Source organism: Nocardia sichangensis (assembly GCF_047200615.1).
GTDB lineage: Bacteria > Actinomycetota > Actinomycetes > Mycobacteriales > Mycobacteriaceae > Nocardia > Nocardia sichangensis.
In genome coordinates this window covers 130,086-153,339 of record NZ_JBJZOK010000014.1, presented here as the reverse complement: position 1 = coordinate 153,339, position 23,254 = coordinate 130,086, and the positions used below count along the sequence as shown (strand labels likewise).

Sequence of the window (23,254 nt, the reverse complement as noted above, 5' to 3'; positions counted from 1 at the left end):
GGGCGCACACTGATCAGGTGCCCAAGCGCTTTTCCACGAAGACGTTGACCATTGTCGAGGAGCCCAGCCGGACACGCTCCGGTGTAGGGATTTTCGAGTACACCGACGACTACTCCGTTTTCCACTACGGCAAGATGCCCGACCGAATTCCCGGCAAGGGCGAAGCCATCGCGCGGATGGTCGCGTTCAACGCGGAGCTTTTGAAAGAGGCTGGGGTACCGACACATTTCCGTCGGTTCCACCCACCCAACCACATCGAGGTGGAACTGGTTCGGGTGCTCGACCCCGCCGTCGCGCCGATAGCGGCCGCCGAGCGCAACTATCTTGTGCCACTACAGGTGATCTTCCGAAATGAACTGCCCGCGGGGAATTCGCTGCGGCGACGTCTTGCCGCGGGCACCGTGAGCCTGTCGGACCTGGGTCTGGATTCGGTGCCCGCCGAGGACGCGCGATTCGATCCACCTCTCATCGAATTCACCACCAAGCTGGAGGAGATCGACCGCTTCGTCACCACCGATGAGGCGTGCCGTATCGCCGCGTTGGATGAGCGGCGGCTGGCGCGCGTGCAGGAGCTGACCCAGTCGGTGGACCGGGTGATCACCGCACACGCTCGGGCGGTCGGCTTGGAACATGCCGACGGCAAAGTGGAGTACGGCATCGACGGCGATGGCGACGTCATGCTGGTGGATCAGGCTGGAACTCCGGACGAGAACCGGTTGACGTTGCGCGGATTGCCCATCGGCAAGCAGGTCATGCGCGATTTCTATCTGGCCCGCGGGTTGGAGGCGCAGGTACAGCAGTGGGCCGCCGAGGGCGTACCGCGCAGTAGGTGGGCAGTTCCCGAGCCGCTCTCGGTCGGGTTCGTCGCCCCTGTCGCAGATATGTACCGGTCGCTGTGCGAGGCGTGGACCGGTACGCGTATCTGGGGTGCGCCTCCGCTCGACGACGTCATGGCGACTGTCGGGCTGCTCAACACCGGATCGGTGAACTGGTGATCATCGGTGGCGGCGGATGGGGCATGCGCGTGCGATCGGCGGCACGGCTGAGTTTCACTCTCATCGATCTCAACGGACAGACCGGGCGCCGCAACGGGATGGCATCGCTGTCCCTGCGCGAACCGGCGTTCGTGGCGACCCTGCGACCCGCGGCACGCATCGAGGTGGCCGGCGAGGATACCGGGCACACAGCGGAGATCATCAGACTCCTCGACGGCCTGCGGGAGCGCTGCGACGGGCCGCCGGTGCGGTGCGAGATCGACGCCGCGCTTCCGGCCCACCACGGATTCGGCTCGAAGACGACCACGTTGCTGTCGATCGGCAAGGCGTACGCGGCACTGTGTGACGCAACTATGCCGACCGAGGAACTGGCGCGGTTGTGTGGGCGCGGTGGCACATCGGGTGCGAGCGTCAATCTCATCGATCGGGGCGGATTCCTCGTCGACGGCGGCCACGCCAATCCACCGGACTTCGCAGAAGACCCCCACCGGTATCTGCTTCCGAGCCGGTTTGCCGGTGCGGCGGTTCTCAAGCCGCCGCCGCTGGTAAGCCTCCCGTTTCCACCATGGCCGATTCTGGTGATCCTCGCAGAGGGCACCGAACTGCACGGCAAGCCCGAATTGGACTGGTTCCGACGCACCCTGCCGATACCGTTCGAGGAGGCGGCGATTACGGCGCACCTGGTCTTGATGAACCTGGCCCCCGCGATCGCCGAGGGCGACTACCCGGCATTCTGTCGCGCGCTGAACCGGCTGACCTTCGAAACCCACTACAAGCAGCAGCAAGTGCGAATCCAGTCGGATGGCATCAAACGACTGCTGCAGGAGGCTCGGCAGTCCCGAAGCGTCGACGCGATCGGGATGAGCGTGACCGGGCCGATGTGCTTCGCGTTCACCCGCACGCCGGCGTCTGCTGTCGAGTGGGTCTCCGGTCTTCGCGATGCCGGCGTCGTCAAAGACTTCTACTTCACCACTGCGCAGAATCACGCGGCGGTGTTGGCAGCGACACCGATTCTGGAGAACTGATGCGTGCCTTGTTGAGCGTGACGGACAAACGCGGCATCGTTTCCCTGGCCGCCGACCTGACCGCGATGGGATGGGAAGTGGTGGCGACCGATGGCACTGCGGCGGCACTCGCGGAGGCCGGCATCGCTACGACTCGGGTCGAGGATTGGACCGGGACCGGGCCGCTGTTCGACGGGCGGGTGAAGACGCTACATCATCAAGTGTTCGCGGCGCTGCTGTGCAAGCGCGACTCCACCTCGCATGCGACTCAGGCCGCCGCACACGGTGTCGTTCCCGTCGATCTGATCGCCGGAAACTTCTATGCCTTCCATACCGAGTCCGCCGACCTGGCCGACTCCATAGATATCGGCGGCCCGGCGATGATGCGCGCAGCGGCAAAGAACCATCGGTGGGTTATTCCGCTGATAGACGCTGCCGACTATCCGCGCGTAGTCGAGCTGCTCCGTGCCGGATGCGGATCCCCCGCCGCTGTGGGGCAACCGGTGCGGCGCGATTTGGCAGCCAAAGCGTTCCGCGCGCTCGCCGAGCTGGATGCCCGAATCTCCGACGCGCTCAGTTGCTGCGGTGCGGAATGAGCGGATGCCATCCGTAAGCGGAAAAATGCACGGCGTTACGCTCCATCGTCCGTTCCGCCGACTTCCGGAGCGTGGGGTTGGCCGCGAGACGGGCATCCAGTTCACGCCGTACGGCTTCGGCGCCCTCTGCCGTGCGGATGTCGATCCGATCACTCAAATCGAGGTCGTATTGGTAGAGGAACAAATGCAAGTCCGTGAGCCCGTGGGGATTGGCCTGCCAGCGAATCTCCGCGGCCACGGAGTCGGGCACGTGGGCGAAAGGCCGGGAGTTGCGCGGCCACGGATCACCTTCGGGGAAGGTCTCGAAGTTTCGCAGGGCGACCCGTTTGCCGTTGAGATAGGCCACAGGCACTCGCCTGCGCAGACAGAAGGCTAGTGTCTCCGCCATAGTGTCGATGATGGGCTCACCTTTGTCGTTGAGCGAAGTGTTGCAGAGCATCGGTACGCCGGTTTGCCGGTGAAAGGCGGCGATGAGCCGGTGCAGCGCAGGGTTCTGTGATGCGCTGACCGACTGGATACGCGCGGAGTAGTCCAGATGTGCGACAGCAGGAATGCGTGCCCGGACCTGCGGGCGGATCAGGAAGGTCTCCAGCATGTAGGGGGACGGACGGGCATCGATGAACCACTCAGCGAGCTGTTCTTCCAGGACCGTCGGTGCCACCGGTCGCCACCACTCGCGTCGTTTGATCTCGTTGAGTCGGTCTTTTGTTTCCTCCGATGTCGGGTCGGCCAGCAGACTACGGTTGCCGAGCGCCCGCGGGCCTACCTCCGACGCACCGTGGAACCAGGCGATCGGCCCCGACCGCAGATCCTGTACCGCGAGTTCGTCGTCGTAATCATCGACGGCGTCGATATGGCCGTCGAACTGCGCCAGGGCGGCGTCGAGATCGTTGTCGACGCGACCGAGATAGGGTCCTGGGTAACGGAAGTGGAAGCGTTCACCGAGCTTCTTGTGGAACGCGGCCAGGCCGATGCCGACTGCCTGACCATCGTCGCCGACGCTGGGTGGGGCGAGCAGACTGCGGAAACCATACTCGGCCATCAGCAGACTGTTGGTAGGGCAATTGAGTGCGTATCCGCCGGCGAGCGCCAGGTGGGCCCGAGTCGGGTCTATCTCGTGTCGGCGCAGGATAGTGTCGATGTTGCGACGCATCACCATGACCGAGATCGCCTGCACCTCCTTCATCACGGCGCTGGCCAAGGCTTCGGCATCGGTGAAATTCGGATCTGTGGTGAGAGTCTGCCGCACCTGATCACAAACTTTGTCGAACGCACGCCGTGACTGGTCGATCACGTCCCTTCCGTCGAACCGGAACTCCGCCATGATGGCGTCTCGGTCGCATTCACCGGATGCCTTGGAGGCGGTGGCCAACGCCATGAGACTGCCCTCGCGCATGCCGAAGTAGTCGCGTCCTTCGCAGTAGAGCGACCCCGGCGACTCCACAGGGAAGAATTCGACGCCGCCTTCGCGCACAACGCATCCAGCGAACCAGAGGTCCCGCATCCGCCGGTCGAGCAAGATATCCGGCCCCCGGTCGACGGCGAGGCCGACGATCGTACCGTCGAAGAACACCTCGCTGTCCAGCAGGACCGCGCTGTAGAGATGCGCAACGCTGTGGAACGCGATGTCCGGTACCTCGCGCACGAGGTGATAGTCGTCGGTCGTGTCGATATCTGGGGTGCCCCATATCTCGACAAGATCGGACATGCCGATACCCACCGGGGCGAGCAGGTCGTCGATGAGGGTCCGCTCGTCATCGAGCGTGGTGAACGGTGTGCGGTGCATCTTCTGCCCGCTCAGCCGCTCCAACTCCCAGTGCCGCACCAGCTCGACCTGTGTGCCGGACTTGCGCCACAGCGCGATGTTGTGGTCATGGCGCATGCGGACATTGAGTACGCGGTGGATCCCCGCGGGATTGAGATACGTGGAGAGGTAGAAGCCGTCACGCATTTCGGGCCTTTCACATTGTCGATCGGTAGCCGTGGAGCAGCAGAGCGCGTCGAGGCGCCGCTGCGGTGTCCGAAACCGCGGCCACCTCGTGCCAGGAGCGGTCGCTGCGCATGAACGCGACCGAGGTGCCCGCGCCAGGTCGATAAGTGGCTTGGGGATGTGCCGCGGTCTCGTGGTGGTAGAGCCGCAGTTCGCCACCCCACGTCGGCTGCCACTCGGGACACAGGTAGATGTTCTGCGAGAACACCTTGTCCGGCCGGTCGGTGTGCCGCGACATCCAGCCGCCGCGCGGATACTCGCTGAGTCGAACCTCCAGTTCCACCCGGTCATGGGTGCCGCAGAGTCTGCTCACGAGCCAGTCACGGTAGGAGGACTCGACCAAACCTGACAGTAGGTTGCTCCAGCAGTCCGGCAACTGCTCGAGCCGCACCAGCCACCGGCCCCGGTCGTGCAGCAGTAGAGTGTTCATCGAGTAGGATTTGTCGCTGCCCTGCGTTCGCGTCGAGCTCGTCAACGCCGACCAGTGTGGGAACGTCGCGGTGAGCTGGTCGGCCTCGGCTCGCGTCAGCAGCGTGTCCTCGGCGAACACAAGATGCGGGAACGGCTTGTCGACAGTTGTACCTGTCGCGGTGATGTCGAGTTCGGACATGGTTGCTCAGATTCGGTCCCGCATCACGTCGGCGACCCGGATCATGTCGTGTCGGTCTGCCATCGAGATACGCAAGCATCCGGCCATACCCGGGACGCCATCCAAGCCGCGCACGCGAATGCCGTGTTCCCACAGAATTTTTTCGGCACGCAGACCCTCCCCTGGTCCGCCGATCCACAGAGTTGCGAAGTTCGCGACCGAGCCGACATCGATCCATCGGGGATGATCGGTAAGAACACGTTCAGTGAACTCGTTCCGTATCGCCGCGACGTCGGTCCAAATCATCCGCAATCTTTCCAATCGAGTCGACAGCCCGTGCGCCAGTGCGACTGCTGTCGCCGACACTGCGCTGTCGGTCCGAAACCGCCTCAGATAGTCGATTGTGGCGGGCGCGCCGAACACTGCGGCCAGTCGAGCACCAGCGAGGGCCCATGCTTTGGACAGTGATTGCAGCACAATGATGTTCGGGTAACTCGCGATCAGTGACGTATGGCTGAGACCGCTGAACGCCGCATAGCACTCGTCGATAACCAATATGTGTCCGTGCTGCCGGGCGAGGTCGGCGAGATCGGCGATCTCGCCGAGTGGAATGACGAGACCGCTGGGATTCCCTGGATTCGTCAAGGCCACCACGGCGGGCGGTGACGCGGACATCGCGACCCGCAGCGCACGGGTATCCAGGGTGGGAGGGCAGCCGACGAGCCCCGCAGTGCGCGACACGGGAACTCCGCGCAAGGCCGCATAGTAGGTCCAGCTGTCGAAAACAGGTTCTTGGGCGATGAGTAATCCTGCGGGCTCGGCGAGTCCATCCACCGTCATCGCGATCGCGCTACACGAGCCAGCCGTGAGCACCACGGAATCAGTGTCGACCCCATTGAGTTCGGCAAGCAACCGCATCAGGTCGACGTGGTACGGATACGAGCGGATGTCACGTACTTGCACTTCGGCTAGTACATCGTCCAGCAGCTCATCGGCCCACGGATGTTGCATTTCGCAGCTTTTCAAGTTCAGCACAGCGCGGTAGTCGCCGCGGGCTTGCCACCGCGCGTCGAGCACGCTGCGACGAAAAGCGAATCGTTGCGCGGCCATGTTCGTCAGGCCCGCTGCGGGATCTGGTCGTAGACGGTGGTCAGCCGATCGTCCGCGCCGAAGATGAACCCGTATAATTCCGCGACGTCGACGCCGTGTCCCGTCGATTCGGGATGGATCATCTGCCGGTTGAAACGCGAAACCTCCTCGATCGACATCGTCGGCGACATCAGGTGAAAAGGTGTGTACATCGTCGGCCGGAACCGGGCACCGGCTGCCCGGACGATCTCGTGGGTGTGCCGGACTCCGGCTGCCGTTGTACCCGGCAGGCCGACGATGACGAAAGCGTTGAGTTCGACGCCGGCGTTCACGCACCATTCGCCGAGGCGTAGAAACTGCTCCTCGTGAATGCGTTTGGCGCGCGGAAGTCCACCATGTGCCGCGGGTTCGAGCGTCTCCAAGCCCACCGAGATGCGGACGCACCCGGAGCGCCCCATCAGCCTCACCAGGTCCTCATCGAGGTGGTGGACGGTGGTGGAGCATTTCCAGGGCAATGGATCCTCGGCATCCAGTAGCGCGGACGCGAGCTCCCGCACCCACGGCTTGTGCAGGGTGAACGTAGGTGCATAGAAGGCGACGTAGTCGAAGGACATGACGCTTCGAGCCCACTCGATGTACTCGAGCACTGCGGGAACCGTCAGGCGCCGCTCCGTCAAACCCGCCAATTGGTGCACGTCGCAGTAGTCGCAGCCGATGGGGCAACCGCGGGCCACGGGAACGACCAACTCTCGCCGCAGGGGAATGCCGCAGAACTTGTTCGCGTCTTGTAGATACAGTTCGTGGTACCGGTCGTAGGGGATTTCACGGACGTCGGGAAGCACCCAATCGGCAGCGGGGAGGAATCGACCGGGTTCCGACTCCGGTTGCCAACTGTCGCCGACCCGGACCGCCACTCCGGGCAATGCACCGACCGGACCGCCGGCGGCGAGTGCGTTCACATACGCCGCCACGCCCGCTTCGCTGTCGCCGCTGGTGACCACGGCGTCGAAACCGAGGTCGGCGAACATACCGGGAAGCATGCTGCTGAGTCTGCCGAAGCTGACAAGCTTGCTCGTCGGGCTCAACTGCCTCGCATAGTGGAGAAATCGGGTCAGGCAATCGACAGTGTCGAAGTCGTTCACGACTGCGATGACGTCGTATTTTTCCTGGAAAAGCAGATCGCCCAGGGCTTTCCAGTTGATGTTCAGCAGGCCTGCTTCGCGCGTGTCGACGCGGTCTACCGCGGACAGCGTCCGCAAGTACCCTGCTGTCTGGAAAAGAACGGTATGGTGCCCGGCGTTGAAGTAGCTGGGCACGTGTGGCGGCCAGAGGACCAGTATCCGCATCAGACTCCCCATTGCAGCTCGACTGAAAATCCATCATGGGCGGTTGTCGCGCGCTCTGGAAGCGCAGGTTTCTCCTGCCGGAACCGGTCAGCTCGCGATCGTGTTCTTGCCGAACACATCGGTCAACGAGAGCCTGCGGGAAATGCCGCCTGCCGCGGTCCGCAGCGGCGCGTCGTAGGCCGGGGCATTGAACAGATCCGCGTAGCCGACTATCGAGAGGGCCGCGACTGTGAAACCATGTACCCGTACCGGCACGGCAGCGCTGGCCAAGTGGGGTCCGTCCACCTTCACCACCGTGGGATCACCCTCGGCGCCGGGAACGCGCAGAACGTTCACCGCGGCGAGGCTGACCGCCTGCGTTCTCACATCGGCGGCGACGTGTCGCCAGACCGGCGGTCCCGCCCACGCCGCGTCAACGGTCCGCTCGCCGCACAGCACCGCCAAACTCGCGTACTGCCTGGTCAATCCATGGAGTCGGTCCAGGTGCGGCTGGCCGACCGCGCGCAGCAATCTGATGTTCGGTACGTGCTGACCTAGTCGATACAGCCACGGTCCCAGTCGAACTCCGTTGCCCGTCCTTTCCAGCGCCCCCCAACTCACCAGCTCGGCCACCAGTCGGTGAACCGTCGGTTTGGGCAGTCCGGTGCGACGGCACAGCTCGACCTGCGACAGATCGCGATCTTCGGGCTCGAACGCCGACAGCAACGCCAGACCACGGGACAGCATGGATCCTCCGGACTTGGCGCTCATCGGGCTGCTCCGATCGAGAAGACGCCCGCCATACGAACATCGGGATTGATGGAGTAGCCGATGACGGGCGACGACGACGCCGGCGCCACCCGCGCAAAAGCTCCGGCATCCCCTTCGGGGGTGAGGAACACACTCCACGCCGCCACCCAGTCCTGCACCGTTGCCGTGAACGGATCCACCACGGTTTCGACGCGGGGGACGATCCGCCGTTGCACGACCCACCGATCCGCTACATCGAGCTCGTTCGGGACAGATGCGGCCGAGGCGTCCCTCAGCGCTGCCGTCCACCTGCGCTCGTCGCAAGCCCAGCCCGCCGTGACGCCGACACCGGCGGCACCGTGCAACGGCTTGAGAACCAATTCCTCCCGATGTCGGCGGCAGTAGTCGATGAGGTCGTCGTCAAGGATCCTCGTCCACGGAACCAGCCGGTCGATGACCGCCCGCTCATCGGTCGACAGCAGCGCGGAATCCGCCGCCGCCGAAACCAGCGCGAGTGTGCCCTTATTGGACACCAGTGCGTAGTTCATCGGCGTCCACAGGACCGCCACGCCGTCGTGATGGGCTCGGAACAACAGTTCCGCCTGCTTCATCGCCTCCGGGTGCATCAGTACATCGCCCATGCTGAAGAAGCGGAATGCCACATCTATCGGAGCATCGTTGAGGCGGAGTGTCCCATGCGATGACGACAGCCGGCCGAGCTCCCCGATCGTGATCTCTACTCCGACTCGCCGCATCGTCCCAGCGAAGGAGGCCACCATCCGCTCATGGACCGCCATTTCGCCGGGTGCACATACGACTCCCACCCTCGGCGTCCTGCCGTCGGTAATCGACGCGGACGCGACCCGGAGAGCGTGTGCGATTCGTTCGCCCGTATGCGTATATCGCAGTTCGTATCGGGAGGCGAAAGTGGCGAAGTCCGGGTTTCGCAACAGCGAACTCTGGAACTCGCACATGTCCATTCCGCCGAGCTTGCTCGACAGGTTGAACTCCAGGATCTTGAATCCCGTCTCATCGTTGTACAAGTCGGCTCGACCGAAAAGGAGCGGCGGACCCGAGCTGAATTTCTCTATCATCGCGAGCCGTTTTTCGCCGATGCCGATTGCCGCGCAATAGGCCGCTGTATCGCCATTGAACAGCCGCTCGGGAAGCGCAGCCAGCAGCCCGAACAAGTCGCCGAGATCGCTCGATGTCTGTTGCAGCTCGGAAGTTCGCGTAAATAGCGGTCGATTGAGCATTCTCGGCCCCCAACACCGTTCCAGCTCGGCTGGGAACCGGGTTAGCTCGACGGCCTGGGCGAGCTTCTCGTTCCGGATGTAGGCGTCGGTGACGCAGGCAGCGGTGATTGTCATCAAGCATTCCCCCGAATGAAACTATTTGCCCAGAAACTCTGACTATCAGTGCTTTCCGGGTCGCTGAAGCCTAGGCCAGGACCGGACGTACGTCAATGAAATGCTGTGAAGCTGAATTCGTCTTTCGACGGGTCGAATAGTGTCGTGCGCATCGTTGTTCGATGGGCGGGAGCGGAAGCATGATCGGTTCCCTTGCCCGACCGCGCAGTCGGTTCACAGATTTCACTCGGAAGCCCCCTTCTGTTACCAGCTCTCTGGTTTTGATGTGAGGGGCGCCTGCCCCCTCTCCCCTTGGGCAAGCTAACACAGCGGTCCAGCCGAGAGCTGCGGTGGAGCGCTGTGTGAATAGGGCAGCCAGCCTGGGGTTTCAGGAGTGGACCAGCGAATAATAGACACTTGAATAGTGACTGAGATCACATTCTCGGCAGCCGGCGATGGGCGCTGAGTGTCCACGCGGTCGCATGTGCCGCTGATGTGCCGGCCCGGCGTTTGCCTCGGAGGCGCATCTGCCACGAAGGGGTGCAGTTGCCGGTGAATGGCGGTCTGCGCGCAGCGCGCGCTCGGCCTCGGGGAATGGTCGATGATCTTCGCGATGCTCGTGGAGTATTGCGATTTCGCTAGATTTCCACATCCCCGTCCCGGCTACAGGAAAGCGTCATAGTGACGAATTGGGGGGCGTTAGCCGAGGCGTAAATTGGCCCGTTACTTGCAGGCCAGTTTGTGGTAGGCGGCTCTGGCTGACATGGCCAGATAACGGCACGCTGAGGCGATGCTGGTTCGTCGGTTGGTCGCGTTGTATGTCGGATTGTGGTTGTACGGGTTCTCGATGGCGGTGATGGTGCGGGCGGAGCTGGGGCTGGATCCGTGGGATGTGTTCCATCAGGGTGTGGCGAAGCATGTGCCGCTCAGTTACGGTACTGTGACGGCGATCACCGGCGTCGTGGCGTTGGCGGCGTGGGTTCCGTTGCGGCAGAGGCCCGGTCTGGGCACGGTGAGCAATGTCGTGGTGATCGCGTTGTCGGTCGATGCCGGGCTGGCGTGGTTGCCGTCGTGGGATTCGCCGGCGGTGCGGATCGGCGCGATGGTTGCCGCTGTCGTGTCGAACGCGGTGGCGAGTGTGCTGTACATCGGTGCGGGTATGGGTCCGGGTCCGCGGGATGGACTGATGACTGGACTGGTTCGGCGCACCGGCAAGTCGGTGTGGGTGGTGCGTACGGCGATCGAGGTGTCGGTGTTGACGACCGGGTTCGTCCTCGGTGGCAGCATCGGTATCGGCACGCTGGTGTATGCCTTCGGTATCGGTCCGCTGATCCACTTGATGATTCCCGCGGTGAACCGCGTGCTGCCCTGGTTCGCGCCGCCGAAGCAGCAGCCTGTGGCCGGTGACGTCACCGGGGTTCCGGCCGGGTGACCGCCGGAGCGCTCCCCTGCTCCGACCGGCATGTGCGCACCAGAATCTTGCCTAACATACAGACCTGTACGGAAGGTGGGCGTCCCGGTTAGCCTGAGGGGAACGATCCGGCAGAAGGTGAAATTTCATGAGTGCTACCACCATTGCCCGGCAGTGCACCCTGTGCGAGGCGCACTGCGGAATTCTCGTCACGGTGGACGACGACCGGGTGACGCGGATCGAGGGCAATCCGCAGGACGTGCTGTCGAAGGGGTACATCTGCCCGAAGGCGACGGCGATGGGCGGGTTGCACCATGACCCGGATCGGTTGCGGACGCCGGTGCGGCGGGTGGGTTCGTCGTTCGAGCCGATCGGCTGGGACGAGGCATTCGACGAGATCGGTCGGCGGTTGCGCGAGGTGCGTCGCGAGCACGGCAACAGCGCGATCGGCATGTATCTGGGGAATCCGGCCGCGCACAGCTCGTCGGTTCTGTACGCGGTGTTGCTGCGGTCGGTGCTGCTGACGCGGAACTTCTTCTCGGCGTCGTCGATCGATCAGTTCCCGCAGGAGTTCGTCGCGTGGCGGATGTTCGGCTCGAATGTGCTGATGCCGGTGACCGATATCGATCGGACCGACCGCCTGGTGATCCTGGGGGCGAATCCGGCGGTGTCGAACGGGTCGGTGACGACCATGCCGAATGCGAAGCAGCGGATCCGGGACGTGCGGCGGCGTGGTGGGAAGGTCGTGGTGATCGACCCTCGGCGGACCGAGACGGCGCGGCTGGCCGATCAGCATGTCGCGGTGGCTGCGGGCGGTGATGTGTATCTGCTGCTGGCGATGTTGCATGTGCTGGTCGCCGAGGATCTGTGCGACGAGAAGGCGATTCGCGCGTCGAGCACCGGTTGGGAGCGGTTGCGTGCGCTGGTGGCCGAGGCGTCGCCGGAGCAGATGGCGCAGTACGCGGGAGTGGACGCGCAGACGATTCGCGGGCTGGCTCGGGAGCACGCGGCGGCGCGCTCGGCGGTGCTGTACGCGCGGATCGGGGTGTGCCAGCAGGTGACCGGCACGTTGACGCATTGGCTGGTGAACACGATCAACGCGGTGACGGGCAACTTGGATCGGGCGGGTGGGCAGATGTTCGCGACGCCGCCGATCGATGCGCCGCGGTATGCGAAGTACCTGCCGATGGGGTATGGGGCGTGGACCGACAGCTCCGGGACCTACAAGTCGTTCCGCTCGGAGTTGCCGGTGGCGGCGCTGGCGCAGGAGATGTCGGCCGAGGGGCCGGGCCGGATCCGCGCGATGATCACGTATGCGGGCAATCCGGTGTTGTCCACGCCGCAGCGCGGCCGGTTGGGGGCGGCGCTGGACGGGCTGGATTTCTATGTGGCCGTGGACATGTACGTCACGGAGACGACGCGGCACGCGGACATCATCCTGCCGCCGATCTCGCCGTTGGAGCGCGAGGATGTCAACATCCTGTTCCCGGTGTTCAGTGTGCGCAACAATCTGCGTTTCGACGCGCGTGTGTTCGAGCCGCCCGCCGATGGGCTGGAGGATTGGCAGATCATGGCGCGGTTGGTCACCGAGATGGTGCCGTTGCCTGCGCGGCGGTTCACCGCGCGGGTGCTCAACGCGGTGTTCGATCGGGTCAGCCCCGTGCGGATCGCCACGCTGGGGGTGGCGGCGGGGCCGTATGGGGTGTTGCGGCGGGGTCGCAAGGGTTTGACGGTGGGTAAGGCGCGTGCGGCGGCGGGCGGTATCGATCTGGGTCCGTTGCGGCCGAGGTTGCGGTCGCTGCTGGGGACGAAGGATCGGAAGGTGCATGTGGCGCCGGAGGATTTCGTGGCGGCCGCGCGTGAAGTTCTCGCGGCCGCGCGGCGGGGTGAGGCGGCGACCGCGCCTGCCGGCGGCTACGACTTGAAGTTGATCGGTCGCCGTCATCTGCGCAGCAACAATTCGTGGTTGCACAATGTGCCGTCGATGGTGAAGGGGCGCGATCGTTGCACGGCGCTGATGCATCCGCAGGATGCGGCGGCGCGCGGGTTGCGCGACGGTGAGCCGGTGACGGTGCGTTCGCACACCGGGGCGATCGTGGTGCCGTTGGAGGTCAGCGACGATATCCGGGCCGGGACGGTGGCGATCCCGCACGGGTGGGGACATCAGGAGCCGGGTGTCGGGTGGACGGTGGCGGCGTCGCTGCCGGGCGCGAATGTGAACCTGCTGCACGATCCGGCGGTGACCGACACGTTCTCGGGGACGGCGGCGGTGAACAACACGTGGGTGACGGTGACGCGGGCGTCGGTCGATTCCGGGGAGCGTGTGGACCTCAGCGAGCGCGAACCCGCGACGACCGCTTGACGAGTGTGGACCGTCTGCTCGGCAGCGTGATCGCCGTTGGCTGGCGCCAAACGGCTTGACCAGCGGTTATGGCGGTGGCGGTTCGGCTGTCCGGAATGTCCCTCCGCCGGATGGGGTCGCTAGTTCAGGTCTCCCGCGGTTGCCGCATGCAAGGCGTGTTGCGGGCTACAGCCGTGACTGGGAACGGCTCGGGCCGACACGCGCGAATGTTGGCATGATGGGTGCGCCTCCGCCCGCCGGCACTGAACACCGATGTCTCGCAACGGGCTGTTGAACCGTGAAGCCAGGGCGGGTCACGAGACACGGCTGACCCGGACAATCGCATGAATCCGGCGAGTCCCGTTCCGACGGGTCCGACGGATTAGGGAGAACCGATGACAAGCGATGCGCTCGAACGTTTGCGGCGGATTCTGCCGCCGTCGCCGGCCAGCGCGGAGTGGGCGGCGCTGGACCTGCAGGGGGTGGCGGAGGCCGAGGCGGCGTTGGGGGTCCAACTGCCGCCGGACTACCTCGACTTCCTCGCGGTCTACGGCGCCGGGTTGCTTGACGACTCCCTGCTGATCGCGGCACCGGCGACGGCGCCCGGCCACCGGTACAGCACGAGTGTGGTGGAGATCACCGGGACGTTTCGGCGGGCTGCTGCCAAGCCGTACAGGGCCGAGATTCTGGGTGACGGTGACATGTATATCCACTGGGGTGTTGATGGCGGTGGCGACTTCTACTACCTGTGGCGCGTCGAGGGTGAGTCGAGCGCCGAGTGGCCGGTGTGCGTATACGACGACGAATTGACGGTGCTGCCGTACGGGATGGTGGAATTCCTGGCCAGAGCCTGTACCGGAGGCCTTCCCGGCGAGCTGCAGTGCAAGTTCCGCGGCAACGGCCACGAATTCCTGCACTGGCAGGACCAGTACCGCCGCGACGTCGAGCAGTACGGGTCCGGGTCATACATCCCCGGCTGAGCGACTCGCTTCCGCTCCGCCGACTTCACCGCACCTGACTATGAGCGTGGAACGCTGACGGCCCCCGTGGGTGTCGTCCCCCGCGAGGTGGGTCATTTGCTCACCTGGTCGACGCGGGTGCCGTCCAGCCAGGGTTGGGGGTCGGCCAGGAACGGGGTGTCGGCGAGGCGGTCGAGGTCTTCGAAGAAGGCTTTGGTGGTGCGGGCGGCCGCGGTGGTGGTGCCGACGGAGACGAATCCGGCTTGTTCGGCGTCGAGGCCGCGGGAGAGGGATTTGTCGGAGCCGAAGTAGACGGCGCGTTTGAGTTCGGCGACGACGACCGGGTTGCGGGCGGCCAGCCGGGCCGCGGTGGCCTGGGTTTCGGTGAGCAGGTCCTCGGCCGGCAGTACGCGGTTCACCAGGCCGAGACGCAGCGCTTCCTGGGCGGTGAACGGCGTGCCTTCGAGGGTGACCTCGATGGCTTTGGCGGCGCCGAGCAGGCGGGTGAGGCGTTGGGTCGCGCCGCCGCCGGGAATGAGGTTGGCCAGCGTCTCGATCTGGCCCAAGCGCACGTGGTCGGCGTCGGCGGCGTAGCGCAGATCGCAGGCCAGCGCGATCTCGTGCCCGCCGCCGAGTGCGGGTCCGTTGATGGCGGCGAGGTAGGCGACGCCGGAGCGGTTCATCCGCAAGGTGGTGCGTTTCCAGCGGTAACCCCAGACCAGGCCCGCACCGAGACCGCCGCCGTGGCGTTCGACCAGGTCGGTGGCGCCGGGAACGTGCAGGACGGCAGCGGCGGCGCGCAGGAACGGTGCGGCGGCGCGAGCGGGGACGAAGGGGCGTGGTTTCTCGATCATGCCGCCGAGGGCGGCGGGGTCGGCATGGGTGAGGAAGCGGCCGGGCAGTCCTCCGGTGAGCACGACCGCGCCCACGGTGTCGTCGATATCGACCGCGGCGGTGAGAAGGTCGAGGTCGCGGACGACCGCGGTGGTGACGAAGTTCCACGGGGGCGCGACCACACGCGCGGTGAGTACCCGCCCGGACTGGTCGAGTTCGATGGTTTCCAGGGGCAGGTCGGCGGCGGACATCGGCGGCTCCTTCGGTGCGCATGTCGGCGGTCGGGACGCGAGAACGGTTCCACGCGAACGCGTTTCGGAAGCGGTCCAGCGCGGTCGTGGACTACACCCTAATGCTGCGGACCGGCCGGGCCGGTCCGAAACATCGGTCAGGCCGTGGGCTTGTGGACGCGGGTGTCGTGGAATTCCAAGAATGCCGCGAGGGTCTGCTCGGGTGCCTCCAGTTGCGGGTAGTGGCCGATTCGCGACAGTTCCACGACATCGGGGTCGGGGATCAGTTCGCGGTAGCGGTGCACCATGTGGCCGCCGGAGACGGGATCGGACAGGCCGTCGACGAGCCGGACCGGGACCTGGGCCTGCTGCAGTGCGCCCACCCAGCGCTTGCGCTGCTTGCGGCGTTCGGCCATGTAGCGGATGAGTTTGTGGCCGTTGCTCTTGCCGTGCCTGCTGCACCACAGCAGCCAGAACTGGTGCAGTTCGATGTCGGTGGGTTTGGTGTCGGGCCCGAATACCGCGGCCAAGCTGTGGTGGAAGGTGCGTTCGCTGCCCAGGACGCCGACCAGCGGGCCGAGCGGGCTCGCCAGCAGCCGCTGCACCGGGCGGGGGCGGTGTGTTTCGGGGAACAAGCCGCCGTTGAGCAGGCACACCGACTCGATCACCAGGGATTCGTCGCCGGCGGCGCGGCGTTCGGCGTCGCGGGCCACAAGCTCCTGGGCGACGGTGTCGCCGTAGTCGTGGGCGAGGATGTGGTACCGGCTGATGCCCTGTTCCCGCAGCAGGTTCTCGTGGATGTCGGCTTGGTCGGTGATGCGGTAGTCGTAGTGGCGGGGTTTGGCCGACCAGCCGAAGCCGATCATGTCGGGGGCGATGACCCTGGCGAATCGTTCGCACAGGCCCGGCCAGATCCGATGCCAGTCCCAGGACGCGGTGGGAAATCCGTGGATGCACACCAGCGTCCCGTGGGTGCCTGCGCCTCCGTCGCGCCAGAAGATCTGGTGGCCGCGATGAGTGTGGCGTCGTCCGTTCGCCCGCCAGGACGCGAACTCCTCCATGTCTACCTCCTTGTCGTCGACAAGCATGGCGCGTGTGTGCGCCCGGGCACAGTAGTTCGGTCGGCCGTGCACGTGTCATCTACCGCGCCGGCCGATAGCCGATCGTGCGCTCTGCGAGAATTTCACCGTGCATGTCGCGATCGGCCTGGTTGTTCTCGTCGCGTCGGCGGCCGCGTTGGCGGCGCTGGCGCGACGGTTCGGGATCTCCGAACCGCTGGTACTGACGGTGGGCGGGGTGGCGGCGTCATATCTGCCGTTCGTGCCGGAGATCCATTTGGAGCCGGAGATCATTCTGCTCGGTTTCCTGCCTCCTTTGCTGTATACCGCCGCGATCCGCACGTCGCTGGTGGATTTCCGGGCGAATGCGCGCACGATCGGGTTGTTGTCGGTGGGGTTGGTGTTGTTCACGACCTTCGCCGTGGCGGTGGTGGTGTGGTGGCTGCTGCCGGTGCCGTTCGCGGTCGCTGTCGCGCTGGGTGCGGTGGTGGCTCCGCCGGATGCGGTGGCCGCCACGGCGGTGGCGCGGCGGATCGGGATGCCGCGGCGGATCGTGACGATCCTGGAGGACGAGTCGCTGTTCAACGACGCGACCGCGCTGGTGGCGTTGCGGACGGCGCTGGCGGCGATGGTGGGCACGGTGTCGGTGTGGGCGGCCGGCGCCGATTTCGCGCTGGCGGCCGGTGGCGGCGCGGCGGTGGGAGTGGTGGTGGCCTATCTGCTGGCGATGTTGCGGCGGCGGATCACCGACCCGGTGATGGACACGACGTTGTCGTTCCTGGCGCCGTTCGCGGCGTATCTGCCCGCCGAGGGCATCCACGCCTCGGGGGTGATCGCGGTGGTCGTGTGCGGGATGATCCTCGGACACAACGCGCCGGTGTGGCAGAGCGCCGCGTCGCGGATCGCCGAGCGCATCAATTGGCGCACGATCCAGTTCATCCTGGAGAGCGCGGTGTTCGTGCTGATCGGGTTGCAGGTGCGCGGCATCGTGGAGGGTGCTTGGCACAGCGAGCTCGACCACGCCACCCTGCTGTGGTCGGCGGTGGCGGTGCTGGCCGCGACGATGCTGGCGCGTCCGGTCTGGGTGTTCGGGTCGTCGTTGTTGTCGCGCAGTCTCGGTGGTGGCGAGGCGGTGCCGGTGAGTCATCTGGTGGTGGTGTCGTGGGCGGGGATGCGGGGGGTGGTGACGTTGGCGGCGGTGCTGCTGCTGCCGCAGGACACTCCGTTGCTGGCCGTGCTGCGGCTGCTGGCGCTGGTGGTGGTGGCGGGAACGCTGCTGGTGCAAGGCACGTCGTTGCCGTGGCTGGTGCGGTGGCTGCGGTTGCGCGCGCCCAGTCGCGCCGAGGACGCGTTGCAGAAGGCCAACGTGTTGCAGCAGGCGACCGCGGCCGGTTTGGCCGCTCTCGAGCGGGAAGTCACGCCGGACACGCCGCCGGGGGTGGTGCAGACGTTGCGTGATCGCGTCCTGTGGAAGGCCAACGCCGCCTGGGAGCGGTTGGGGCGGGCGGAGTCGGAGCTGGTGACACCCACCGCGGAGTACCGGCGGCTGCGGTTGGCGATGTTGCAGGCCGAACGCGAAACCGTCTTGCGCGTACGGGATTCGGGCGCCGTCGACTACGAGATCCTGCAGCATGTGCTGGCGCAGTTGGATCTCGAGGAGTCGATCATCGATCGCTACGACGAGACCGAGGAAGAACGGGTCGAACCGCTGGCGGCGGCGGGGGCCGACGACGCTTGCGCGCATCTGCGGGACGCGCCGCTGGTGCGTGCGCACGGCGGGCCGGACGAATGCGGCGAATGTGTCGCGGAGGGACTGGCGTGGGTGCATCTGCGGATGTGCTTGTCGTGCGGGCACATCGCCTGCTGCGACTCTTCTCCGGGCAATCACGCGACCAAGCACTACGGCGCCAGCGGGCATCCGGTGATGCGCAGTGTGGAGCCGGGAGAGGCGTGGCGCTGGTGCTATGTCGACGAGCTGCTCGGTTAGCCGGAGTGGGTCAGCGCTGCGCGTGGGAGTAGATCAGGCGCGCGTATTCGGCCAGCAGCTGGTCCAGTGACAGGTTCTCCCCGCCCGCGGCGATCTGCTGGTAGCCGACGAGCATCGCCATGCCCAGTGAGGTGACCACGGCGGCGGTGTCGTCGTCGCCGACGACCCCCTTGATCGCCTTGTGCACGGTGCGCCTGCGGGATTCGTCGACGCGCTTGAGTGCGAGGTTGACCGATTCGTCGTTGGCCGCCCAGGCGCGGATGGCGGCTTCGGCGGAATGGTGCAGTCCGGCGGCGAGGTCGGACATGGCGCGGATGTCGTCATCGGGGTTGCCCTGGTTGAACGGCATGGTGCCCAGGATGCGCACTTGGCGGTTCTCCCAGTGTTCGAGCAGGGCGTCGACGAATCCTTGCCAACTGCCGAAGTGGTGGTAGAACGATCCGCTGGTGACGCCGAGCTGCCGGCACAGGACACCGATGTTGAGACCTTTGAAGCCGAGTTCGGCGAGCACTTCCAAGCCGGTGTCGAAGTACTGCTCCTTGGTGACCACTCGTGACATACGCGCGCCGTTCTCTTCGTTCGGTCAGGGGGAGGGACCGAACAGTACCCCATCGTAGCGTCGGCTGGACCGACCTCGGGAAGTACCGATGCGTACGCCGAGAAGACGCTTCGGTACCTGTTACCTGCTGAAATATTTAGCGCGCGTGGGTGGATCGCGCGCGGATCTGCTCAGCGAGGTGCCCGACGCCGCCGAGCTGGCCGCCACCGACGCGGTGCTTGTCGAGTTGCTGGTGCGGCTGTCGCGGCAGTTGTGGCAGCGCGGCGATCGCCAGGCCGTCGACGTCTTGACGCTGTGCCTGGTCGATCTGCCGGTCGCGGTGCTGCTGCGTCGCGACCGGCCGGCCGGTTCGCGCACGGGCATACCTGCGCAGCGGCGTGCGGGCCGTACTCGCCGTCGGTCCCCCCACCCCTTTGACCCCTGTTTTCACCATTCCCTTCACCTCGCGATGGCCGCGCTGATCCAGGTCGAGCTCACCCCGAAAAGCGCCGTCGCCTCGATGACCACCGGCCGCCGCTTCGGCGGCGTCGACGCCGCGGTAGCGCTGCCGGCCCCGCTGGGCGGCAAGGACCCCGGCACTCTCGGTGCGATCGAGAACACCATGTACGCCGCCGCCGTCACGGCACTGACCACCTAGCGCTCCGGCCACCGTGCGGGGCGCACTCGAAATTGCTGCGTCGCAAGAATTCTCCCTCATTCCGTGGGTTGGTAATTCCTGATGGATTGCTGTGTCACGCCTTTTCCTCGGCTTCACGGTGAAGTCGTCGACGGAATGCGGCACGGTGGGAGCGGGAATCTTGTCATCGGACCGGGTGATGGCCGAAGCCGGAGAGATGGCGATGAATCCCAGCTCAGCGCGTATCAGAGGTGGAACACCGGCGGTCACCCCGTCCGGTGCAGGCCGGTTTCTGTTTATTCATTCCTCGTTCACGAGAAAGACGATCGCGTCATACACGCTGCTGACTTCGTGTTTTCTACCGAAAGGGAGCGATCGTGGAATTGCTGACAGTTCTCGCCGACCTCATGACCGCCGTGTTCCAAGCCGGTAGCGGCAGCGCGGCCTGACCCGCCCCGCCGCGGCGGTCGGTCCGCGACCCCATCGCCCGGCGCGGCGGAATCCGCACGGCCGGAACCGCCGATCCCGTTGCCGGAGAAGTGGTTCGGTCGTGCGCGGACGAACCGGTCGTGGATCCGGAAACGGGCGAAAACGCCCCGCCGAGCACGGTCGGACACCTACGGTCTGGGAAAGCCGGGTGTACCGAACGGGGTTGTGCGATGACCGAACCGAACACGTCCTGCGCCGCATTCCAGCACAGCGCCGCGATCGATGCGGACGCGGTGGCCGTCCGGTCCATCGGCGGCGGACAAACGCTCACCTGGCGCGTGTACGCCGAAGAAGTGCGCGCGGTCGCGGCGGGCCTGGCCGCGCTGGGTGTCGGCCGCGGCGACACGGTGGCGTTGATGATGGGCAACCGGGTGGAGTTCTATCCCCTGGAAGTCGGCGCGCAGCACACCGGCGCGACCTCGTTCTCGGTGTACAACACCCTCTCGCCCGAACAACTGACCTACGTGTTCGCCAACGCGGGCAATCGGGTGGTGATCTGCGAGCAGCAGTACCTCGAGCGGATCCGTGCCTGCGGCACGCCGATCGAGACCATCGTCTGCATCGACGCCACGCCCGAGGGCGCCGTGGGGCTCGATGAACTGAAAGCCATGGGCCGCCCCGATTTCGACTTCGAGGCGACCTGGCGGGCCGTGCGGCCCGACGACGTGCTCACCCTCGTCTACACCTCCGGCACCACCGGCGACCCCAAGGGCGTGGAGATCACCCACGCCAATCTGCTGGCCGAAGCGCGAGCGTTCCACGCGGTGCTGCCGGTGGAGTTCGGCGACCGGCAGACCTCCTACCTGCCCTCGGCGCACATGGCCGACCGGTTCTGCTCGCTGTATCTGCAGCAGGTGTACGGCACGCAGATCACCGTGGTGCCCGACCGGTCGCTGCTGCCGGCCGCGTTGGCCGACGTGCACCCCACCATCTGGGGCGCGGTGCCGCGGGTGTGGGAGAAACTGAAGGCCGCCATCGAGTTCTCCGTCGCCGCCGAACCCGACGACGCTCGGCGCGGTGCGCTGCGGTGGGCGCTGGACGTGGCGGCGCGCAAGGCCGACGCCCAGCTGCGTGGCGAACCGATCGATGACCAGCTGGCGGCCGAATGGGCGCGGGCCGACGAGCAGGTGCTGTCGGCGTTGCGCGCCGGAATCGGCCTGGACCGACTGAAGTGGGCGATGTCGGGCGCCGCGCCGATTCCACCGCAGACGCTCGGGTTCTTCTTCGGCATCGGCATCCCGATCTCGGAGATCTGGGGCATGTCCGAACTGACCTGCGTGGCCAGCGCCTGCTCGCCGGAGCAGGCGCGGCTGGGTTCGGTGGGCCGGATGCTGCCGGGAATGCAGTGGCGGATCGCCGAGGACGGGGAATTCCTGGTGCGCGGGCCACTGGTGATGAAGGGCTACCGCAAACAGCCGCGGCAGACCGCCGAAGCGCTCGACCCGGACGGGTGGCTGCACACCGGCGACATCATGTCCGTCGACGCCGAGGGGTATCTGCGGGTGGTCGACCGCAAGAAAGAGCTGATCATCAACTCGGCGGGCAAGAACATGTCCCCGGCCAACATCGAGAACGCGATCAAGGCCGCGACGCCGCTGGTGGGCGCCATCGCCACCATCGGGGACGCGCGCCCGTACAACACGGCGCTGATCGTGATCGACGCCGAGACCGCGGCACTGTATGCCGCCGAGCACGCGCTGCCGGATGCCTCGGCGGCGGCGTTGGCGGCCGAGGACGGGGTGATCGCCGCGATCGCGCGCGGCGTGGCGGCGGGCAACGCCACGTTGTCGCGGGTCGAGCAGATCAAACGGTTCACCGTGCTGCCGGTGTTCTGGGAGCCCGGCGGCGACGAGGTCACCTTGACGATGAAGTTGCGGCGCAAGCCGATCGCCGACAAGTACGCCGAGCAGATCGCACAGCTCTACGCCGAAGACCTCGCCGCGACCGTGCACGAACCCGACGGGCAGCGATCCCGCGCCGGCGGCGCGGACACGCTCACAGCTGGAAGGTGAGCCGCTGCGGGCGCACGTAGTCGGCCGGATCATGCAGGGTGCGCAGTTCCGGTCGCCGTGGCGCGGAGATCCGTTCCAGTTCCGCGCGCAACGGTGCGTCGTAGGTCGCCGCGCTCGCGGTGAGTCCGGGCAGCCAGTTGTCGTGATGGCTCGGCACGAACAGCGCGGGGGTGAGGGCTTCGATGTAGGTGCGGGGATCGCGCAGCCCGTTGCTGATCTGGTTGTAGCCCTGCACCGCGCCGATCTGCACGTCGGTGGCCGGGAGCGCGGCGAGGGTGTCGAAGACCTGCGGGGCGCGTTCGGTGAGCGGTCCGGTCGAGTCGTGCCACACCAGGCACAAGCCCGGCACCCGGAACTGGTACAGCAGCACCCCTCCTTCGGGGTCGCGCAGCCGCGGCACACCTTGCAGCAGACCGCTCAGCGTCGGCGGGTGGGTCAGCACGATGCCCGGTTGCGGGCGGGGAAAGAAGCGCGGTGATCCGCCGACGGGATCGGACGGGGTGCGTGCGGAGTGCAGGTGCCGCACGACGGTCACCTCGACCGCGCCCACAGCGAAATCCTCCCGGGTGCCGATCGCGGTGCCCGCGTCACCGTGCACGGCGGTGGGGAACGCTGGATCGGTGACCTGTGCGGCGATGCTCGCGCAGTGCTCGGCGGTGCCGTGTACGACCGCGCCGCTGGCCTGGGCGATGCGTCCGGCGTCGGCGGCGTGGTCGAAGTGGCCGTGGCCGATGAAGATCGCCGCGGGTGCCAGGTCCACCAGGCCCTGCGGGGTGGCGGGGACGTAACCGGTGCTGGTCAGCCGGGGCACCCACGCGTCGAGCAGGAACACCGAACCGCCGATGGCCAGGGCGAAGGTGGTGCAGCCGACCCACGACAGCACGACCCGGTCGGTGCGCAGGGCGCCGGTCTGCGGGTCGACGGTGTCGGCGCCGAAGAAGCGGGCGCGCGCGGCGATCGTGCGCGGGTCGGCGGGATCGGCCGCCGGCCGCAAGACGCCTGCGCTGAGGGAGGTCAGTTTGCCGCCGGGGCCGAACAGGCCGAGGCCGGGAAGCTTGCACACCCCCGTAC

General features: G+C 66.3%; 19 protein-coding genes. 9 read left to right on the top strand and 10 right to left on the bottom strand.

Features of this window, described 5'->3' with window-relative positions; translation table 11 throughout:
- Positions 1-17: 17 nt before the first annotated feature.
- The 3 genes from ACL03I_RS20715 to ACL03I_RS20705 are packed head-to-tail and all read left to right on the top strand — an operon-like array spanning position 18 to position 2,595.
- A complete protein-coding gene (locus ACL03I_RS20715; protein ID WP_412806740.1) occupies positions 18-995 on the top strand; it encodes a phosphoribosylaminoimidazolesuccinocarboxamide synthase in 978 nt (325 codons plus the stop codon).
- 23 nt (positions 996-1,018) lie between these two features.
- Positions 1,019-2,020 (top strand): beta-ribofuranosylaminobenzene 5'-phosphate synthase family protein, encoded by a 1,002-nt coding sequence (locus tag ACL03I_RS20710; RefSeq protein ID WP_412806739.1) that lies wholly within the window; start codon positions 1,019-1,021, stop codon positions 2,018-2,020.
- Positions 2,020-2,595, top strand: a complete 576-nt coding sequence (locus ACL03I_RS20705) for a hypothetical protein (RefSeq protein ID WP_412806738.1) — start codon at positions 2,020-2,022, stop codon at positions 2,593-2,595. The genes ACL03I_RS20710 and ACL03I_RS20705 overlap by 1 nt, the downstream gene beginning before the upstream one ends.
- Here the strand turns inward: ACL03I_RS20705 and ACL03I_RS20700 are convergent.
- From ACL03I_RS20700 to ACL03I_RS20675, 6 genes are all read right to left on the bottom strand, one after another.
- Positions 2,573-4,546, bottom strand: a complete 1,974-nt coding sequence (locus tag ACL03I_RS20700; protein ID WP_412806737.1) for a carbamoyltransferase C-terminal domain-containing protein — start codon at positions 4,544-4,546, stop codon at positions 2,573-2,575. The two genes, ACL03I_RS20705 and ACL03I_RS20700, sit on opposite strands and share 23 nt — an antisense overlap.
- 10 nt (positions 4,547-4,556) lie before the next feature.
- Positions 4,557-5,195: a 2OG-Fe(II) oxygenase gene (locus tag ACL03I_RS20695; RefSeq protein ID WP_412806736.1), complete on the bottom strand. Its 639-nt coding sequence runs from the start codon at positions 5,193-5,195 to the stop codon at positions 4,557-4,559.
- A gap of 6 nt (positions 5,196-5,201) precedes the next feature.
- The gene (locus ACL03I_RS20690; RefSeq protein ID WP_412806735.1) at positions 5,202-6,284 is read right to left on the bottom strand and encodes an aminotransferase class I/II-fold pyridoxal phosphate-dependent enzyme; all 1,083 of its coding nucleotides are present in this window, start codon (positions 6,282-6,284) and stop codon (positions 5,202-5,204) included.
- A gap of 5 nt (positions 6,285-6,289) precedes the next feature.
- The gene (locus tag ACL03I_RS20685; RefSeq protein ID WP_412806734.1) at positions 6,290-7,609 is read right to left on the bottom strand and encodes a B12-binding domain-containing radical SAM protein; all 1,320 of its coding nucleotides are present in this window, start codon (positions 7,607-7,609) and stop codon (positions 6,290-6,292) included.
- A gap of 87 nt (positions 7,610-7,696) precedes the next feature.
- Complete coding sequence (locus ACL03I_RS20680) at positions 7,697-8,359, bottom strand: helix-turn-helix domain-containing protein (RefSeq protein ID WP_412806733.1); 663 nt, start codon at positions 8,357-8,359, stop codon at positions 7,697-7,699.
- Positions 8,356-9,711 carry a hypothetical protein gene (locus tag ACL03I_RS20675; protein ID WP_412806732.1) on the bottom strand — a complete coding sequence of 452 codons (1,356 nt, stop codon included), beginning with the start codon at positions 9,709-9,711 and terminating at the stop codon, positions 8,356-8,358. The genes ACL03I_RS20680 and ACL03I_RS20675 overlap by 4 nt, the downstream gene beginning before the upstream one ends.
- 766 nt (positions 9,712-10,477) lie before the next feature.
- Between ACL03I_RS20675 and yczE the strand changes: the two genes are divergently transcribed.
- From yczE to ACL03I_RS20660, 3 genes are all read left to right on the top strand, one after another.
- Positions 10,478-11,119, top strand: a complete 642-nt coding sequence (gene yczE / locus ACL03I_RS20670; RefSeq protein ID WP_412806731.1) for a membrane protein YczE — start codon at positions 10,478-10,480, stop codon at positions 11,117-11,119.
- 127 nt (positions 11,120-11,246) lie between these two features.
- Positions 11,247-13,460, top strand: a complete 2,214-nt coding sequence (locus tag ACL03I_RS20665) for a molybdopterin oxidoreductase family protein (protein WP_412806730.1) — start codon at positions 11,247-11,249, stop codon at positions 13,458-13,460.
- Positions 13,461-13,834: 374 nt separating this feature from the next.
- Positions 13,835-14,419, top strand: coding sequence for an SMI1/KNR4 family protein (locus tag ACL03I_RS20660; protein ID WP_364435028.1), 585 nt, complete (start codon positions 13,835-13,837; stop codon positions 14,417-14,419).
- Positions 14,420-14,511: 92 nt separating this feature from the next.
- On the opposite strand, the gene ACL03I_RS20655 is transcribed toward ACL03I_RS20660, so the two are convergent.
- Entirely contained in the window at positions 14,512-15,483 is a 972-nt protein-coding gene (locus ACL03I_RS20655; protein WP_355078016.1) for an enoyl-CoA hydratase/isomerase family protein, read from the bottom strand.
- A 137-nt stretch (positions 15,484-15,620) separates the two neighbouring features.
- Positions 15,621-16,523 (bottom strand): alpha/beta fold hydrolase, encoded by a 903-nt coding sequence (locus tag ACL03I_RS20650; RefSeq protein WP_412806729.1) that lies wholly within the window; start codon positions 16,521-16,523, stop codon positions 15,621-15,623.
- Between the two features lie 127 nt (positions 16,524-16,650).
- On the opposite strand from ACL03I_RS20650, the gene ACL03I_RS20645 reads away from it, so the two are divergent.
- Positions 16,651-18,507 carry a Na+/H+ antiporter gene (locus tag ACL03I_RS20645; RefSeq protein ID WP_412806728.1) on the top strand — a complete coding sequence of 619 codons (1,857 nt, stop codon included), beginning with the start codon at positions 16,651-16,653 and terminating at the stop codon, positions 18,505-18,507.
- Between the two features lie 10 nt (positions 18,508-18,517).
- On the opposite strand, the gene ACL03I_RS20640 is transcribed toward ACL03I_RS20645, so the two are convergent.
- Positions 18,518-19,066 (bottom strand): TetR/AcrR family transcriptional regulator, encoded by a 549-nt coding sequence (locus tag ACL03I_RS20640; protein ID WP_355078013.1) that lies wholly within the window; start codon positions 19,064-19,066, stop codon positions 18,518-18,520.
- A 145-nt stretch (positions 19,067-19,211) separates the two neighbouring features.
- Here ACL03I_RS20640 and ACL03I_RS20635 point away from each other — a divergent pair, with 145 nt between their 5' ends.
- Positions 19,212-19,703: a hypothetical protein gene (locus tag ACL03I_RS20635; protein ID WP_412806727.1), complete on the top strand. Its 492-nt coding sequence runs from the start codon at positions 19,212-19,214 to the stop codon at positions 19,701-19,703.
- 638 nt (positions 19,704-20,341) lie between these two features.
- A complete protein-coding gene (gene fadD11, locus ACL03I_RS20630) occupies positions 20,342-22,183 on the top strand; it encodes a fatty acid--CoA ligase FadD11 (protein ID WP_412806726.1) in 1,842 nt (613 codons plus the stop codon).
- Here fadD11 and ACL03I_RS20625 read toward each other — a convergent pair.
- Positions 22,167-23,246, bottom strand: coding sequence for an MBL fold metallo-hydrolase (locus ACL03I_RS20625; protein WP_412806725.1), 1,080 nt, complete (start codon positions 23,244-23,246; stop codon positions 22,167-22,169). The two genes, fadD11 and ACL03I_RS20625, sit on opposite strands and share 17 nt — an antisense overlap.
- Between the last annotated feature and the right edge of the window lie 8 nt (positions 23,247-23,254).

What these genes read in the sequence shown, in the direction of transcription:
- ACL03I_RS20710 (WP_412806739.1), top strand. Translation starts at nt 1,019, where the DNA reads ATGCGCGTGCGATCGGCGGCACGGCTGAGTTTCACTCTCATCGATCTC.
- ACL03I_RS20705 (WP_412806738.1), top strand. Translation starts at nt 2,020, where the DNA reads ATGCGTGCCTTGTTGAGCGTGACGGACAAACGCGGCATCGTTTCCCTG.
- ACL03I_RS20700 (WP_412806737.1), bottom strand. Translation starts at nt 4,546, where the DNA reads ATGCGTGACGGCTTCTACCTCTCCACGTATCTCAATCCCGCGGGGATC.
- ACL03I_RS20695 (WP_412806736.1), bottom strand. Translation starts at nt 5,195, where the DNA reads ATGTCCGAACTCGACATCACCGCGACAGGTACAACTGTCGACAAGCCG.
- ACL03I_RS20690 (WP_412806735.1), bottom strand. Translation starts at nt 6,284, where the DNA reads ATGGCCGCGCAACGATTCGCTTTTCGTCGCAGCGTGCTCGACGCGCGG.
- ACL03I_RS20685 (WP_412806734.1), bottom strand. Translation starts at nt 7,609, where the DNA reads ATGCGGATACTGGTCCTCTGGCCGCCACACGTGCCCAGCTACTTCAAC.
- ACL03I_RS20680 (WP_412806733.1), bottom strand. Translation starts at nt 8,359, where the DNA reads ATGAGCGCCAAGTCCGGAGGATCCATGCTGTCCCGTGGTCTGGCGTTG.
- yczE (WP_412806731.1), top strand. Translation starts at nt 10,478, where the DNA reads ATGCTGGTTCGTCGGTTGGTCGCGTTGTATGTCGGATTGTGGTTGTAC.
- ACL03I_RS20665 (WP_412806730.1), top strand. Translation starts at nt 11,247, where the DNA reads ATGAGTGCTACCACCATTGCCCGGCAGTGCACCCTGTGCGAGGCGCAC.
- ACL03I_RS20660 (WP_364435028.1), top strand. Translation starts at nt 13,835, where the DNA reads ATGACAAGCGATGCGCTCGAACGTTTGCGGCGGATTCTGCCGCCGTCG.
- ACL03I_RS20655 (WP_355078016.1), bottom strand. Translation starts at nt 15,483, where the DNA reads ATGTCCGCCGCCGACCTGCCCCTGGAAACCATCGAACTCGACCAGTCC.
- ACL03I_RS20650 (WP_412806729.1), bottom strand. Translation starts at nt 16,523, where the DNA reads ATGGAGGAGTTCGCGTCCTGGCGGGCGAACGGACGACGCCACACTCAT.
- ACL03I_RS20640 (WP_355078013.1), bottom strand. Translation starts at nt 19,066, where the DNA reads ATGTCACGAGTGGTCACCAAGGAGCAGTACTTCGACACCGGCTTGGAA.
- fadD11 (WP_412806726.1), top strand. Translation starts at nt 20,342, where the DNA reads ATGACCGAACCGAACACGTCCTGCGCCGCATTCCAGCACAGCGCCGCG.